General features: G+C 59.7%; 12 protein-coding genes. 4 read left to right on the top strand and 8 right to left on the bottom strand.

Features of this window, described 5'->3' with window-relative positions:
- Positions 1–88: 88 nt before the first annotated feature.
- Genes J3A65_RS02685 through J3A65_RS02670 form a run of 4 tightly spaced genes read right to left on the bottom strand, consistent with a single transcriptional unit; the run spans position 89 to position 5660 of the window.
- The gene (locus tag J3A65_RS02685) at positions 89–670 is read right to left on the bottom strand and encodes an RNase H family protein (RefSeq protein WP_348635814.1); all 582 of its coding nucleotides are present in this window, start codon (positions 668–670) and stop codon (positions 89–91) included.
- A 5-nt stretch (positions 671–675) separates the two neighbouring features.
- Complete coding sequence (locus tag J3A65_RS02680; protein ID WP_062459490.1) at positions 676–1287, bottom strand: TetR family transcriptional regulator; 612 nt, start codon at positions 1285–1287, stop codon at positions 676–678.
- A 26-nt stretch (positions 1288–1313) separates the two neighbouring features.
- On the bottom strand, positions 1314–4448 hold the full coding sequence (locus J3A65_RS02675; protein WP_209899193.1) for an efflux RND transporter permease subunit: 3135 nt from the start codon (positions 4446–4448) through the stop codon (positions 1314–1316).
- Positions 4449–4460: 12 nt separating this feature from the next.
- Positions 4461–5660: an efflux RND transporter periplasmic adaptor subunit gene (locus tag J3A65_RS02670; RefSeq protein WP_092663201.1), complete on the bottom strand. Its 1200-nt coding sequence runs from the start codon at positions 5658–5660 to the stop codon at positions 4461–4463.
- Positions 5661–6413: 753 nt separating this feature from the next.
- On the opposite strand from J3A65_RS02670, the gene J3A65_RS02665 reads away from it, so the two are divergent.
- Positions 6414–8507 carry a catalase gene (locus J3A65_RS02665; protein WP_092663203.1) on the top strand — a complete coding sequence of 698 codons (2094 nt, stop codon included), beginning with the start codon at positions 6414–6416 and terminating at the stop codon, positions 8505–8507.
- A 157-nt stretch (positions 8508–8664) separates the two neighbouring features.
- Here the strand turns inward: J3A65_RS02665 and J3A65_RS02660 are convergent, their stop codons facing one another.
- Both J3A65_RS02660 and J3A65_RS02655 read right to left on the bottom strand, forming a co-directional pair.
- Positions 8665–9486: a DUF1206 domain-containing protein gene (locus J3A65_RS02660; RefSeq protein ID WP_062459479.1), complete on the bottom strand. Its 822-nt coding sequence runs from the start codon at positions 9484–9486 to the stop codon at positions 8665–8667.
- A 465-nt stretch (positions 9487–9951) separates the two neighbouring features.
- Positions 9952–10254, bottom strand: a complete 303-nt coding sequence (locus J3A65_RS02655) for a hypothetical protein (protein ID WP_156461779.1) — start codon at positions 10252–10254, stop codon at positions 9952–9954.
- Positions 10255–10630: 376 nt separating this feature from the next.
- Here J3A65_RS02655 and J3A65_RS02650 point away from each other — a divergent pair, with 376 nt between their 5' ends.
- The 3 genes from J3A65_RS02650 (at position 10631) to J3A65_RS02640 (ending at position 14095) form a co-directional block, all read left to right on the top strand.
- Entirely contained in the window at positions 10631–11740 is a 1110-nt protein-coding gene (locus tag J3A65_RS02650; RefSeq protein WP_209899190.1) for a PAS domain-containing protein, read from the top strand.
- Between the two features lie 13 nt (positions 11741–11753).
- Complete coding sequence (locus tag J3A65_RS02645) at positions 11754–12161, top strand: response regulator (protein WP_062459470.1); 408 nt, start codon at positions 11754–11756, stop codon at positions 12159–12161.
- A 137-nt stretch (positions 12162–12298) separates the two neighbouring features.
- Complete coding sequence (locus J3A65_RS02640; RefSeq protein ID WP_209899186.1) at positions 12299–14095, top strand: PAS domain-containing sensor histidine kinase; 1797 nt, start codon at positions 12299–12301, stop codon at positions 14093–14095.
- A 30-nt stretch (positions 14096–14125) separates the two neighbouring features.
- Here the strand turns inward: J3A65_RS02640 and J3A65_RS02635 are convergent, their stop codons facing one another.
- Positions 14126–14773 carry a hypothetical protein gene (locus J3A65_RS02635; RefSeq protein WP_209899183.1) on the bottom strand — a complete coding sequence of 216 codons (648 nt, stop codon included), beginning with the start codon at positions 14771–14773 and terminating at the stop codon, positions 14126–14128.
- Between the two features lie 2 nt (positions 14774–14775).
- Positions 14776–15912: a glycosyltransferase gene (locus tag J3A65_RS02630; RefSeq protein WP_209899180.1), complete on the bottom strand. Its 1137-nt coding sequence runs from the start codon at positions 15910–15912 to the stop codon at positions 14776–14778.
- Positions 15913–15920: the final 8 nt, after the last annotated feature.

Below are 15920 nucleotides of genomic sequence, written 5' to 3'. Positions count from 1 at the left end.
TTGCTAACGGAAAGAGCTAATAAAGATGATCTTGCAGTAGCGACTGCACAATCATAGTTGCAAGTCCGCCACATGACTTCTGTCATGTTCAGCAGGTCTTTCGCGCTCGGGAGCCGGCAACGTGCCTTATCCCCCCCAAGGCGGATCTCGCTGCCGCATCGGCCAGGTCGTTTCCGGAGATTCCGGAATGCCCTTTGCACAATTGAATTGTGACAAGCGGGTTGCGCTCGAGGAAAGCGTCCAGTTCGCGCCAGACATCTGCATCCGGGATTGGCCGACGACGTTCGTGCGGGTTTGATCTTACCCGCTTCCAGCCGTTGCCGCGCCAGATGAACCGCCATCGACGGCACCCTTCGACGACATGGGCGGAATCGGTCCATATCACCGCAGCCATTCCCGTCGCTTCGGCTTCAAGCCAAGACGCCGCGCGCATGACAGACAGCACCTCGAACGTATTGTTCGAGCTGCCGATCGTCGTCCCCGAGGCGACATGGATCTGCACGTCGCCTTTGAAAGCGACGATCGCCCAGCCGCCAGATCGGGAAGTGGCGTCGAACGAACCGTCGGTATAGACCTGGAAGATATCGGTCATCGGGGAAAGCATAGCATCGACAGATCCGGCGACAATGTCCACTTGCTTGACCGAGCCTGCCGATTTCTCCCCATCCATCACGATCAGCGCCTGAAGGTCGCGAACAGCTTTCGGACGCTGTCTCCGCCCAAGATGACGAGGTCGAACTTCCGGCCAAACAGCAGCCACTCCCAACAGATACCCTTCATCTGCCAGTGCACGGCGCGGCTGCACGCGGCAGGAGTCCACAAGGGTGACAGCTGTCCCTTGTCTTCAGCCTTGGCAAAGATGCGCTCCATGTTTTTAGTGTGCTCAGCGCTGAGGGCGTCCATCTCCTGCAGGACAGGTTCGAACTCATGTTCGAAGTTCGTTCTCAGAAGGATCGTGAGGAGCCGCTGACGCTGGACGTCGCTTGCGAGCATCCCAAACCAGTCGAGAGCAATGGTTTCCACCGCCGAGATCGGATCAGTATCCTCGCAACCCGAGCCGGCAGCGTCGCTCATGTCGACCCGGGGAAGCTGCGCCGCGTTGTAGAGTTGGAGGAACAGGTCGCTCTTGCTGGCAAAGTGCCAGTAGACCGCTCCACGTGTGACACCAGCGGCAGCCGCGATTTCGTCCAGAGTACTGTTGGCGACGCCTTTCTCGAAAAAAAGCTGCTCGGCTGCGGTCAGGACGGCACAGCGCGTCTCGGCCGCTTCGGCTTTCGTTCGTCTCATCCTTGTCCTCCTCTTCCCGCTCTCCCCTACTCCGCCGCTTTGGGAGCTGCCTTTTCTGCTTCGTGGTTCGGCTCCTTCACGCGGAAGACTTTCATCACGAAGACGAAGAACACGGGAACGAAGAAGATGGCCAGCAAGGTCGCCGAGATCATCCCGCCGAGCACGCCGGTGCCGATCGCATTCTGACTGGCAGCACTGGCACCGGTGGCAATTGCCATCGGAACGACGCCGAGGGTGAACGCAAGCGACGTCATCAGGATCGGGCGGAAGCGCAGATGCGCTGCCTCGACCGTCGCATCAAACGTGGAGCGGCCTTCGGCGCGGAGGTCCTTGGCGAACTCGATGATCAGAATGGCGTTCTTCGCCGACAGACCGATAATGGCGATCAGACCCACGAGGAAGTAGACGTCATTCGACATTCCCCGAAGCATGACGGCCGCAACCGAACCGATGACCCCGAGCGGCACGACGAGCATGACCGAGATCGGGATCGACCAGCTTTCGTACAAGGCTGCCAGCAGCAGGAACACGAAGAGCACGCTGAGCGCGATCAGGGCGGGTGCCTGCGACCCCGACTGGATTTCCTGCAGCGACTGGCCGGTCCATTCGTAACCGAAACCGTTCGGCAGTTCGCCGGCAAGCCGTTCCATCTCGGTGATGGCGTCACCGGAGGAGAAGCCCGGTGCTGCCTGGCCGGCGATGCGGATCGACGGGTAGCCGTTATAGCCAACAACCTGCGACGGGCCCCGGACCCATTCGACCGACGCGAATGAGGCCATCGGCACCATGCCGCCATTGGCGTTGCGGACGTTGAGCCGCAGCAGGTCTTCTGTCTTCATGCGCTGCTTGCCGTCGGCCTGAACCTGCACGCGCTGCATGCGTCCCGCATTCGGGAAGTCGTTCACATAGGACGAGCCGAGGTTTGCGGTGATCGTCGAGTTGATGTCGCCGAATGTGACGCCGAACGTGTTGGCTTTCTCACGGTCGATGAGGAGGTTCACCTGTGCCGCATCCGGCATGCCTTCGATGCGAACGCCTGCGAGAACCGGGCTCTTGGCAATGGCGGCCATCAACTGGTCGCGCGCCGCGCCAAGTGCCGTCTGGCCGTTGCCGGCACGATCCTGCAATCGGAAGGTAAAGCCGGACGAGTTGCCGAGACCCTGGATCGGCGGCGGCGACAGCGAGAACGCGATCGCATCGCGGATGCCAAAGATCTGGCCGTTGATCCGCTTGGCGATCGCATCAGCCGAATCCTCAGGACCGCGATCCGACCAGTCCTTCAGGGTGATGAAGGCGAGCGCGGCATTCTGGCCGCTGCCGGAGAAGGAATAGCCGTTGATGGCGATGATGCGCTCGACGGCCTTTTCACTGAGCGCGATCTTTTCGATCTGCGCGACGACCTCGGTGGTGCGGTCGGTGCTTGCCTCGGCAGGTGCCTGAACGTCGACGATCAGGAAGCCTTGGTCTTCGTTGGGCAGGAACGAGCTCGGCAGCTGCAGATAGGCCCAGCCGAGGCCGACGAGAAGCGCGACGTAGATGACCATGAAGCGACCGGATCGCTTGATGATGCCACCGACCGTGCGGGAATAGCCATGCGAAGCCTTGTCGAAACCGCGGTTGAAAATGCCGAAGACGCCCTTCTTCTCGTGGTGATCGCCTTTGATCGGCTTGAGGAACGAACCGCACAGTGCGGGCGTGAGCGACAGGGCAAGGAAACCCGAGAACAGGATCGAGACCACCATGGTCAGCGAGAACTGCTGATAGATGATGCCGACCGCACCGGGGAAGAAGGCCATCGGGATGAACACCGCACTCAGGACGAGCGTGATGCCGATGATGGCGCCCGAAATCTGGCCCATCGCCTTGCGGGTCGCCTCCTTCGGCGACAGCTTTTCCTGTGCCATGATGCGCTCGACGTTTTCGACGACGACGATGGCGTCGTCGACGAGAATGCCGATCGCGAGCACCATCGCAAACATGGTGAGCACATTGATGGAGAAGCCGGAGACATACATCACCGCACAGGTGCCAAGCAGCGCCACCGGGACGACCAGTGTCGGGATCAGCGTGTAGCGGATGTTCTGAAGGAAGACGTACATCACCACGAAGACGAGGATCATCGCCTCGATCAGCGTATGGATGACCTTCTCGATCGAGACTTCCACGAACGGGCTGGTATCGTACGGGATCTCGTATTCGATGCCGGACGGGAAATACTGCTGCAGCTCGGTCATGACCGCGCGCACGCCTTTCGCCGTGTCGAGTGCATTGGCGGTCGGCGACAGCTGGACGCCGATGGCAGCGCTTGGCTTGCCGTTGAGGCGGCTGGAAAAGTTGTAGCTTTCGCCGCCGACCTCGATGCGGGCGACATCGCGCAACCGCACCGACGAACCATCGGGATTGGCGCGCAGCACGATCGCTCCGAACGCTTCGGGATTGGTCAGCTGGCCCTGGACATTGATGGTTGCGGAAATCTGCTGGCCGATCGGGTTCGGCGTCGCGCCGATACGACCGGCGGCGACCTGCGCGTTCTGGGCGCTGATCGCAGCCGTAACATCGGAGGCCGTCAGCTTGAGGCCGACCATCTTGTCGGGATCCATCCAGATCCGCATGGAGCGCTGGGTGGCGAACAACTGAGCACTGCCGACGCCGGGCACGCGGCGGATCTCGCCAAGCACGTTGCGGTTCAGATAGTCGCCGAGACCGATGACGTCGGTATTGCCGTCCGTGGAGGTCAGCGACACGACCATCAAGAACGATGTGCCTGCCTGCTCGACGCGCACGCCCTGCGATGTGACGGCGCCCGGCAGGCGGGGTTCGGCGCGGGCGATGCGGTTCTGCACCTCGACCTGCGCTTCGCCGATATTCGTACCGGGTGCGAAGGTGACGTTGATGGACACGCGGCCCGACGATTCAGACGTCGATTCGAAATAGATCAGCCCGGGAACGCCGTTCAGTTCTTCTTCGATCGGACGCGTCACGCCCTGGTAGATATCGTCTGGCGAAGCGCCGGGATAGTTGGTGGAGACGGTGATCTGCGGCGGTGCGACATTCGGATACTGCGCAATCGGCAGCATCGGAATTGTCAGCACGCCTGCGAGCATGATGAAGATTGCGACGACCCAGGCGAAGATCGGCCGGTCGATGAAGAAACTTGCCATGTAACCTGGTCCTTACTTCTTCGCCGGCTCTGCAGGAGCAGCCTTGGCGTCGCCCTGCGTCGATTGCTCGGTCGCGGGCTTGTCCGCAGACCAGGGCTCAGGCTTGACGGTGGCGCCGGGAGCGGTCTTCTGGAACCCCTCCGCAATCACGCGGTCGCCGGCCTTGAGGCCCTGCGAGATGACCCAGCGTTCGCCAAGCGCGCGGCCTACGGTGACGCGGCGCTGTTCGACTTTGTCTTCGGCGCCGACCACGAGCACGCTCGCCTGGCCGCCGGAATCGCGCTGCAGAGCCTGCTGCGGCACGGCGAAGGCATCGCGCTCAAGACCTTCCTCGATCTGGACGCGGACATACATGCCCGGCAGGAGATCCCCATTGGTATTGGGGAATTCACCGCGTAGGGTCACCTGCCCGGTGGTTTCATCGACGGCTGCTTCCGAAAACAGCAAACGGCCCGTTTCCGGATATTTGGTGCCGTCGTCGAGCATGAGATAGGCGTTCGCCTCGTTCGGTCCCGTCATCAGCTTGCCGTCCTGCAGCGCCTTGCGCAGGCGGATCAGATCGGCGGCCGGCTGGGTGAAGTCGGCATAGATCGGGTCGAGCTGCTGGATGGTCGCGAGGTTTTCAGAGCCAGTCGAGCTGACCAGGGCGCCTTCCGTGATCAGCGCACGGCCGATGCGGCCGCTGATTGGTGCCGTGACATTGGCGTATTGCAGGCTGAGCTCGGCCTGGGCAAGGCCGGCCTGGGCGACGGCGACTTGAGCGTCCGCCTGCGCCAGTGCAGAGATCGCGGTATCGAGGTCCTGGCGAGTGGCGACGTTCGATTTGCTGAGCTGGGTCTGACGATCGGCGGTCTGGCGAGCCTGCATCTGCGCTGCCTGCGCACTCCGAAGCGTGGCCTGCGCGCTGTCGACCTGAACCTGGAACGGTGCCGGGTCGATGCGGTAAAGCACGTCGCCCGCCTTGACGATGGAGCCCTGTTCGAAGACGCGCTCGACGATAATCCCGGAGATACGCGGGCGCACCTCGGCGAGACGGGTCGGAGCGATACGTCCGGGCAGATCGCTGGTGATCGGCAAGGTCTCGGGCTGTACCGTCACCACTCCAACGGGCGATGGCGGCGGCGCCGGAGGTGCTGCGGCTTCTTCCTTCTGGCACCCGACGAGGGCGAGGAGGCAGGTGATGGTCAGGATAGATCGCAACGCCTTAGGCATCGAGTGCTCCGCACAAGGATAGTTTACATACAGTCGGGCACGTATATAACCGCCGTCTAGTTTTGTGCAATGCACATAATCGGTGGTTCACGAAGGATTTACGGATGCTGTCAGGATTTTTCGGAGCGGTTGGAGATACACCTGTCCCTCCGTCGAAAACCGTCGTCGTTGCAATTTCGAGCGACGGCATGGCTGACGTCGCGACGGCTGAGGACGGGCGATGAATACCGTGACCTGCCATGGACACACCATCCGGATGCTGAACATCAGCGGCACTCTTTGGATCGCGGCACCTGACGCGCTTCGTGCGTTGGGCGTCGATATTGCGCGTAAGGGTGCAAGTGTTCACCTGCAGAAGCTGCCGCGAACGGAAGTGAGACTTGTTACGTCATCCCAGTATCCGGACCTTTTCGCGGGGCGCCGCGGCAACCCGAGGATGAACCTCGTGACAGAGCAAGGGCTTGCCTTGCTAAGAGAGCAATCGGGAAAGTTTTGCGCGGGATAGGCATCTCTCCCGGCCGGACCGGCGTCACCGCAACGCCTCCTCGAACGCCGGTCAGGCCACTAATGCAGGCACAGCGGACTACGAGACACCTTTACTGACCACTCTCGGGAGCTCAGCCCACAGCCACCTCCGGTGCCTGACCTGCAGCTTTGAAAGTAATCCCTTGGATAATCTCTCCGACGGACGCTTGCCGCAGCGTCGCGCGGGCATATCTGTTGCTGGATTGAATTCGAGCAAAGGACCATCCAATGGCTGACCCGACGACATATGATACGGACCGCGGTGAAGGCGGCGAGACCCACCAGCATGTTCCGTCCGATGGCTCGCATCCTGCTCAGGCCCACCTGACGACAAACCACGGCGTTCGGATCTCCGACAATCAGAACAGTCTGAAATCCGGCAATCGCGGTCCGAGCCTGCTTGAGGACTTCGTTCTCCGCGAGAAAATCTTTCATTTCGACCACGAACGCATCCCTGAGCGCATCGTGCATGCCAGAGGCTCTGCCGCACACGGTTACTTCGAGCTCACGGAATCCCTCAGTGACGTGACAAAAGCCGACGTGTTTCAGCGTGTAGGGGACAAGGTTCCGGTTTTCGTCCGCTTCTCGACCGTTGCAGGCGGCGCTGGCTCTGTCGATACCCCTCGCGACGTTCGCGGCTTCGCCGTCAAATTCTACACGCAGGAAGGCAACTGGGATCTGGTCGGCAACAACATTCCGGTCTTCTTTATCCAGGATGCAATCAAGTTTCCCGATCTCATTCACTCGGTGAAAATGGAAGCTGACCGCGCCTATCCGCAGGCCGGTAGCGCGCACGGTACCTTCTGGGATTTCGCGTCGCTGATGCCTGAGACCACCCACATGCTTCTATGGGCCATGTCGGACCGTGGCATTCCGCGCTCGCTGCGCATGATGCAGGGCTTTGGCATTCATACGTTCCGCTTCGTCAACGAAGAGGGCAAGTCGACCTTCGTGAAGTTCCACTGGAAGCCGAAGCTCGGCGTTCAGTCGACGATCTGGGATGAGGCGCTCAAGCTTCAGGCCGCCGACAACGACTACCACCGTCGCGATCTCTGGGAAGCCATCGACAGTGGTGACTTTCCGGAATGGGAGCTCGGCGTTCAGCTTTTCGACGAGGAATTCGCAAGCAAGCTCCCCTACGACGTGCTCGACTCCACCAAGATCATCCCGGAAGAGATTTTGCCGGTCAAGATCGTCGGTCGGCTTGTGCTTGATCGCAACCCCGATAACTTCTTCGCCGAAACGGAACAGGTGGCTTTCCTGCCGTCGAACGTCGTCCCGGGAATCGACTTCTCCAACGATCCGCTGTTGCAAGGCCGGTTGTTCTCCTATCTGGATACCCAGAAATCGCGTCTCGGCACGGCCAATTTCCATCAGCTGCCGATCAACGCGCCGAAGTGCCCCATGCAGAATTTCCAGCGTGACGGCATGATGCAGATGAGCGTTCCGAAGGGTCGTGCCAATTACGAACCCAACAGCCTCTCAATGGCTGGAGAAGAAGGCGGCCCACGCGAGTGTCCCGCAACTGGCTTCCGGTCGTTCGAACGGGCGACAGGTGATCAGGAACAGGGCGACAAGCTGCGGGTCCGCGCCGAGCTCTTTGCCGACCATTACAGCCAGGCACGAATGTTCTGGAAGTCTCAGACAGCGTCCGAGCAAGCGCATATCGCGTCGTCTTTCGTGTTCGAGCTTTCCAAGGTCGAGTTCGATCACGTTCCGCCGCGCGTTATTGGTAATCTCCTGAACGTTGACGAGGAGTTGGCGCAGCGGGTCGCCGATGGTCTCGGAATCGACCTTCCGGCTGCCAATCCGGCTGCACGGGAACCGGTCGATCTCGATCCGTCGCCAGCCCTGTCGATCCAGAAGAACATGGTCGAGACGGTCAAGGGTCGAAAGATCGGCATCCTTATTGCTGATGGCACCGATGCGAAGGCATTGAGTGATCTGAAGAACGCCATCAGCCAGGCTGGCGCCACCGCATTCGTCGTTGCGCCTAAGATCGGAAAGGCAAAACTGTCCGACGGCAACGTAACGAAAGCCGATGGTCAGCTCGCCGGTTCGCCGTCACAGCTCTTCGACGCGGTCGCGGTTCTCCTCTCGAAGGAAGGCAGCGACATGCTGACCCGAGAAGCAGCAGCGGTCCAGTGGGTGATGGATGCGTTCGGCCACCTCAAGGCTATCGGCCATACGAACGAGGCCCAGCCACTGCTGCAGAAAGCCGGCGTCGAAACCGATGACGGTGTTGTCGGGATGGACGGCTTCCTGAAGGCCGCTGCAAAGCGGTACTGGGATCGCGAACCCAAGGTGCGCATGCTCGCCTAACGCAATAAATAGCCCGGCGTGTCACTGCTTTCGTGGCATGCCGGATATAGCAAATGAGGGGGTGGGAACGGACCGTTCCCACCCCCTCACGCGTTTATGATGGTCGCGATTTCGATGACCAGCTGAGTGCAGGATCCCAGTCAACGGTCCCGATCGGCTAGTTGAAGGGCCGGCTGACAGTGCGCTTGACGTCTGCCATGGAGGGGCCACGGACTGTCCGGTATCTTGCGGCGACAAGGTTATAGATACCGAACGCTGCGAGCCCGGCTGCGATGACGATGAAGATGGTCGCACCGCCCGGCAGCTCGCTCAACCAGTCCATCGCGTCAGCCATGCCGCCAGCTTGATCAGGATCGACCTTGAAGCCGGCATAGGCAAACAGGATGCCGACAACGGCAAAGACGACACCGCGGGCGACGAGACCGTATACACATACATAAGTAAGCCAGCTGGCGTTGCTCGGGATGCTGATATACTTCTCGAATTTCCGCGTCAGGCCCTTTATCATGGTAACGACACCTCCTGCGAACAGTCCAATGCCGGCGATGATGGCGAGGTAGGAGCCGAAAGGTTGGGACATGATCCATGTCGCCAGGCCCTTCTCTCCAGAACCACCGCCTCCGCCGCCCGAAAAGACCGAAAGCCCGATTGCGTAGATCCCGAGACCGACATAGGTCACGGCGCTGCCGAGAAGGCTTGCTCGAATGACCATTCCTTTGGCATCGCTGCCATGTCCGTCACTGTCGGCCAGAGCCTGGGCAAGCCGCCAGGCCACAAAACAGAAAAGCCCGATGCCGATTATCCCGACCCACACCTTGCCGAACGGTTGATCCAGCAACGACGATATGGCCGACTTGCTTTCGGGACGACCGCCGCCGAAGCTCGAAAACAGCGCCAACGCCGCAACCAGAAGAAAAACGACACCTCGCGCGGCATAGCCGAACTTAGCTAGCATCTCAAAACGAAATTCCTGCGGCACGCGCTTCTCCCTGGACGACGTCGGTAAAGGATCGAAACGCTCGGTACGGCATAAGGTTGTCGAAAACTACAGGTGAACCTCAAAGAAGAACCGCATCGCCTTCGTTCACATCCCTGTTTGCCACAAAGCGCAAGCTGCAGCGCCAAAGTGCCGGCCAGTCGAACGTGCCTTGTGGCTCGCCGAAAACGAAAAAGCCTGCCGCGGGAGGAGGAGCGGCAGGCTTTTCGAAAAGATCGAACAACGGCTGGGAGGAGGAGTGCCGCTGTTCTGCCAGACGCCCATTGGGAGGAGTGGGTCGCCTGGAACACGAAGCTCTGCGGGAGGAGGTGCATTGCTTCGTTGGAAGACTGGATATTCCACTTATCCGAATGTAGAAAGGCAGCATGTTGCAGTGCAGCTATGCACAATACGCGGCACTACCTCGTTGACGGCTTGAGGATGAGTGCCCATGAGCCGCGTTCTCTCCTAGAATTTTCTGACCGGTGACGGAGCTTTGTCGGATCGGCCTGGTTTTTTCTTTGGAGCCTCAGACGCGAATGCTGCGGGCGGGTACCAGTAGCCGTCGCTGTGGCGCCGGTAGCCCTGACGGCGTTCCTTCATACCGCGGTGGCCCTTGAGCATATGCTGTTTGCCCTGTTGCTTCTGGACAAGCTGAACGTCACCCCTGGAAAGCGGCTTCGCCCCCATCATCTGGGCATTGGCAGTGGAGATCCCGGTCAGCACGAGTATGCCGACCAATCCTGTCGCGAGGTATGCAGAGTATTTCAATGTCAGCTCCTTTGATAGCAAGCGAACAACAGCAAAAGCTCCTTGCGGTTCCTATCCGGGATCTGACATTTACGTTTATTTACAGTTATTTACACTTACTGAAAATCGCCTGATCAGCAAGCGAGAGGCGCTCAGGAATATCGGCGCGAACCGATCATATGAGATGGTTGTCAGCCGAGTGCTCGTTTCCGCTGCATCGGTCTTTGGTGTTGTCCCGGTAATATCCCGCACGACGATCAAGATCTGTGCGCTGTTTAGATGCGGCGTCTGAAGCGGCCGCGTGACACAAAGCACCCAAACCGTCGTGTGGCTTTACCGCGCGGAACATTTAGCCAAGAGCACGCGTTGGAAAGCAAATTGTAAATTAGGCATGCTCATGAACGACTCGATCTCGGCGAAAAGGGGGGCACAGGACGCCGGGGACAAGCTTCTTGCAGAGCATTCTTCCAAGGATCCCTTCTCCGCAGCATTCAAAGCAACCCGGATGCCGATGATCATCACGGATCCGCGACAGTACGACAATCCGATCATCTTTTCCAACAAGGCCTTTAGTGACCTGACCGGATATCCGGCGGACGAACTGGTGGGACGCAACTGCCGTTTTTTGCAAGGACCCGAGACCGACCCAGCGGCAGTTCAGAAGATAAGGGAAGCGATCAGGGACCAGAGGTCGATCGCGATTGATATCGTCAACCACCGGAAAGACGGCTCGACGTTCTGGAACGCTCTTTTCATCAGCCCTGTGTTCGACGATCAGGGCGATCCGCTCTACTACTTCGCGTCGCAGCTTGATTTCACAGATGACAAGACGTTGGAGATGCAGTCCGCTTCGGCGCGTCGGAGAGCCGAGGCGGAGGTCGCTGCCCGAACAGCAGAACTCACCCAGGCCCTCGATGCAAAGACGACCCTCGTCCACGAGGTCGACCACCGCGTCAAGAACAACCTGCTGACCATCGCTTCGATCGTGAAACTCAAGGCCAGGAAAACACGGGACGAAACGGTCCGGCATACGCTCCTGTCGGTCCTCAACCGTGTCGAGGCCCTTAGCACGGTGCAACGCAAGCTCTTCATGTCGAACGACGTCGGTCGCTTCGATGTCGCCGACTTTGCCCGCGATCACGTTGTCGACCTCGTGGGATCGCTCGGGCGCGACGATATCCGGATCACCATGGATCTGTCACCGGTTCTTGTGCCCGCCGCCAAGGCCTCCCCACTGTCTCTGATCGTCAATGAACTCATTGGCGATGCGGTCCGACGCGGATTGAGCGTGGGCGGTGGAGAGATCCACCTCGTGGTCAATCGTCCAAACGGGCATTTCATCATCGAAGTCCGCGATACGGCCGATCCGGTCGACGTCGACGAAGAGGATAACGAATTCGGACGGCTGATGCTGGAGACGTGCTGCCGTCAGGTCGAGGCCGAGATCGAACGTGAGGTAGAGGGTCGGCGAACCACTGTCCGCATCATCTTGCCGCTAGATAGCTGATATGGAGCATAGCTTGAAAATCATGATCGTTGAAGACGAGGCCCTTCTGGCGCTTGAGCTCGAAGAAGAAGTCGAGGCGGCGGGCCATTCTGTAATCGGTCAGGCCATGAACCGGAAAAAGGCGCTGGCCATTCTGGAAGGCCAGATACCGGAATTTGCCTTTGTCGATGTGCATCTGACCGATGGCCCGACCGGACTCGAGGTCGGGCGGCACCTTGCCGACCGGGGGATCCCGTACGTATTCATCACCGGAAACCTGAAGCGCATTCCGGAAGATTTCGTGGGTGCAATCGGTGTAATCGAAAAGCCGTATACGATGAACGGCTTGAAGAATGCTCTCGAATACATCGCGCGACTTCTGCGCGGCGACATCGGGTTGAGCGTTCCACCCAGCATTATCGTCGCGCCACCTGCACCGTGACTGAGACTGATTGAACTACCGGGAACTCCCCGCAACATTCACCCACTGCCGTCTCGCGGCTACCTTGCACTCGCAGTTCAGAAACGGCCGACAATGACTTCGACACGGATATCCATACGCTTGCGATCGGATACACAATGAACACGGTATCCCAGCGACCGCACGAAGTCGCATTGGCAAACACGATGGACGTTGCTCTCATGGCGGAAATCCTGTCCGCGAGCGACGACTGTATCAAGGTTATCGACCTCGCCGGCAACATTACGTTCATGAGCGCTGGCGGCATGCGCGTCATGGAAATCGACGATTTCGAAACCATCCGCAACTGTCCTTGGCCTGATTTCTGGAAAGACGACGGGAACGCGGCAGCGCGCGAAGCGCTTGAGGCTGCGCGATCCGGACGTAGCTGTAGCTTTGTCGGGACGGCGGAAACGGCCAAAGGAAACTCGCGGTGGTGGGAAGTGAAAGTTTCCCCAATCCTTGGAGGAGACGGCAAGCCCGATCGGATCCTGTCCATCTCCCGCGACATCACAGGAACGAAAAAGGCGGAACAGGCAGCTATTCGCTCCGAGCGCCGGATGAAGGAAACTCTCGAGGCTGGAAGCCTCGGGTATTGGGAGCTCGACCTCGCGACGATGGCACTCCAGACCTCTGACGTGTGCCGGGGAAACTTCGGTCGTCACAGGGACCAGTCCCTCAGCTATGACGATCTGCAGAGCGCTATCCATCCCGACGACTTGCCCCGCATGCAAGCCGCGGTGGAGGAAACCCTGGCAGGAAGCTCGGACTACGATGTCCAGTACCGCGTCATCCGTCCCGACGGTGTTGTGGCCTGGGTGCTCGCGCGTGGCCAGCTCGTCCACGATGACCGGGGGCAAGCCGTCGCGATGTGCGGCGTATCGCTCGATATCACCGAGCTCAAATCCATGCAGGACAAGCTTTCACGAAGCGAAGAGCGCCTGCAGCTTGCTCTCGGCGCATCGACAATGGTCGGCATCTGGGATTGGGATCTGAAGACGAACCTGATCTATGCCGACCCCAACTTCGCCGAGATCTATACGGTAGAACCGGGTCGCGCAGCCGCTGGCGCGCCGCTTGAGGAATACACCCGGAATTTCCATCCCGACGACATGCCAGCGTTCGAAGCGGAACTGGGGCGGTTGTTCGAGGGACAGTCGACCTTCGATAACGAATACCGCATCATCCAGCCAGGTGGCGGTGTTCGCTGGGTCCACGCAAAGGGCCGTCTTATCCGCGACTCCTCCGGCGAGCCCGTGCGTTTTTCGGGTGCATCTGTCGAAATCACCGAGCGTAAGCAGGCCGAAGAAACACAAAAGCTGCTGATGCACGAACTCGCGCACCGGGTCAAAAACACGCTTGCCGTGGTGCAGGCCATCACCACCCAGTCTTTGCGCAATGCCCAGACGGTGGACGATGCGCGCGACAAGATCCAGTCGCGCCTCTCCGCTCTTTCCAAAGCGCATGACATGCTGACGCAAGAGGATTGGCGCGGAGCCGAATTGCGCGATGTGGTGGCCAACACTGTCTGCAATATCGGGATGCAGGACAGCGACCGCATCAAGGTTCGTGGGACGACCGTCATGCTCGGACCCCAGGCTGCCATGTCCTTCGGCCTGGTACTTCACGAGTTGATGACCAACGCCGTCAAGTACGGTGCGCTTTCCAACGAGGTTGGCCATATCGATATCGAGTGGTCTGTCGTGCCACAGGGTGGCGAGAACAGGCTTCAGTTTAGCTGGATCGAAGTGGACGGACCAATCGTCGCCGTTCCAGAGCACAAGGGTTTCGGATCAAAACTGATCAAGTCGAGCCTGGGCTCGATGGGATCTGTTGATGTCGCCTATAATCCCACAGGACTTGTGCTGAAGATGGATGCGTCAATGGCTCAAATCGGGGCCGTGCTCACAGTCTGAGGTGGCAGCAGCTAGCACTTCCCGACAGTGCTAGCTGTTCAGCCATGCGTCCTTGACGTCGGCCGTCGCGTTGTCGGGCTTGGAATCCCCAATGAAGATCAGTACCGGTCCGCTGTTCTTGCGAGCCGGATCGTAGAAATCGAGTAGATCAGGATACTCGTTTTGGATGAAGCCCGGGAACGGTTGCTGGTCGCGTAGGAAATGGTCGACCACGACCTGGTCGCCGTGCACGGAGTTGGGAACGGTTCCGCAACTGCCCGGCGCAATCCAGTGATCCGGATCGCGTTTGAACCGCTCGTACAGAAACGAGAAATCGTCTTTGTTCCAGCGCATCAACGCGGTCGACGCTCGAGACTTCAGGAAATGATCCTCCATCACAACGGCATCGCCTTTTGATGCAAGCTCGCTGGCCGAGGACATGAAGATCGTGTCCAGGTCGCAGAGTATGTTGACATCGTCGGAGAGCTCGGGACGGAAAGCCTCGAATTTCGACCACCACTTCGGCCAGTCATGGCGAAATTTGACGGTCTCGACACCGTCCATTGCCTCATTGAAATCCGTGACACAGACGATGCGATCAAGGCCTGCAATATGCCGCCTCGCCCCGCGGGCAAGGCGTTCCACCCAGATCGGCTCGTAGCGCCCCCCGGAGCGCAGGACGGTCGTCAACGTGACCATGATCAGACGACCTTGAGCAACGGGCTTGCAATACGCTGCGCACCACCCATCCAGAGCTGGTCGCAGAGCTCTTCCAGCCAGTTTGCGGCCCTGGCCGCAGCGGCCGGCTCGTGCAGAGTTGCAAGTGCTTCCGTGTCGAGCTCTTCGGCACGCTGCAGAAGCCCCCGCCATCCCTCGTAATCTCCCGGCCAGTATGGAGCGGAAACCGCTGCGCCAAGTCGGACGAGCTCGGATGCCTTGCGATGCTGTTCGGAAAAATACCGCCATTCGGGCATCACCACGAATTTCCGGGCCGCACGCGCAATCTCATGAACCGTGTTGTCGCCAGCGGAGGCCACAACGATATCGGCCGCTGCGATATGGTCCGTGACGTTGTCGACCCAGCCGAGTTCCTTCAAATTGGGGAAATCCGTCTCATGGCCTTCCCGCAGAACAGGACCGGCGACGAGCCACAGCGCATCCGGGACGGCCCGTGCGGCAATCGTCAGCGGCGCATAGGGCGTGCCGCTGCCGCCGCCACCTGTCATGACCAGCACGATCTTCTGATCCGAGGGCAGCCCAAGTCTCTGGCGTGCCTCTGCACGGGACAGAACCTGATCGCGGGTGGTGCAAAGACCACCCGTATAGAACGTCTTGTCGCGAAGATGGCGCGGATAGTCCTGCTGCTCCATACGCTCGTCGAACGGCGCCAGAATGCCGACCATCGCTTCGTAGGATCCGATATGACCGACGTCGTTGCGGTCGCCGTGGAGGCGCATCTGAACTGTTGGGGTGGAGCAGATCCGACCCAACATTCCGATCTCCGACGACACGTCCACGACAAACAGACCAATATCGCGGTCGTCGAGATGCTCGACGATGGTGCGCATCGTTTTCCGCATCGACGGCAGGCCCAAGGGAACGCAGTGCATGACCGATGGTGTAGGCTCATCGAACAGCCGCGCGGTCGGGACCGTTTCGCCGATCATGTTCGGCAGCGCGACGACCTCGACGCTTGAGCTTACGGACTCGAAATAGTCCGGCCCGGCCGTCAGAACAGAGACCTGCCTGTCCTGGCTGAAATGCTCGGCAATGGCCATAATACGGTTGGCATGTCCGCGGCCCTGATGATGGGCGAAAAACGCGATTGGCTTTTTCATACTCGATA

The sequence above is a fragment of the Rhizobium sp. PvP014 genome (assembly GCF_017876855.1).
Taxonomy (GTDB): domain Bacteria; phylum Pseudomonadota; class Alphaproteobacteria; order Rhizobiales; family Rhizobiaceae; genus Neorhizobium; species Neorhizobium soli.
Note: the sequence above shows the minus strand (reverse complement) of the source record. Positions and strands in the feature narration are given on the sequence as shown.

Bases quoted from the DNA above. Each gene is read 5' to 3' on its own strand.
- J3A65_RS02630 (WP_209899180.1), bottom strand. From the start codon at position 15,912: ATGAAAAAGCCAATCGCGTTTTTCGCCCATCATCAGGGCCGCGGACAT.
- J3A65_RS02665 (WP_092663203.1), top strand. From the start codon at position 6,414: ATGGCTGACCCGACGACATATGATACGGACCGCGGTGAAGGCGGCGAG.
- J3A65_RS02685 (WP_348635814.1), bottom strand. From the start codon at position 670: ATGGATGGGGAGAAATCGGCAGGCTCGGTCAAGCAAGTGGACATTGTC.
- J3A65_RS02675 (WP_209899193.1), bottom strand. From the start codon at position 4,448: ATGGCAAGTTTCTTCATCGACCGGCCGATCTTCGCCTGGGTCGTCGCA.
- J3A65_RS02635 (WP_209899183.1), bottom strand. From the start codon at position 14,773: ATGGTCACGTTGACGACCGTCCTGCGCTCCGGGGGGCGCTACGAGCCG.
- J3A65_RS02650 (WP_209899190.1), top strand. From the start codon at position 10,631: ATGAACGACTCGATCTCGGCGAAAAGGGGGGCACAGGACGCCGGGGAC.
- J3A65_RS02640 (WP_209899186.1), top strand. From the start codon at position 12,299: ATGAACACGGTATCCCAGCGACCGCACGAAGTCGCATTGGCAAACACG.
- J3A65_RS02670 (WP_092663201.1), bottom strand. From the start codon at position 5,660: ATGCCTAAGGCGTTGCGATCTATCCTGACCATCACCTGCCTCCTCGCC.
- J3A65_RS02680 (WP_062459490.1), bottom strand. From the start codon at position 1,287: ATGAGACGAACGAAAGCCGAAGCGGCCGAGACGCGCTGTGCCGTCCTG.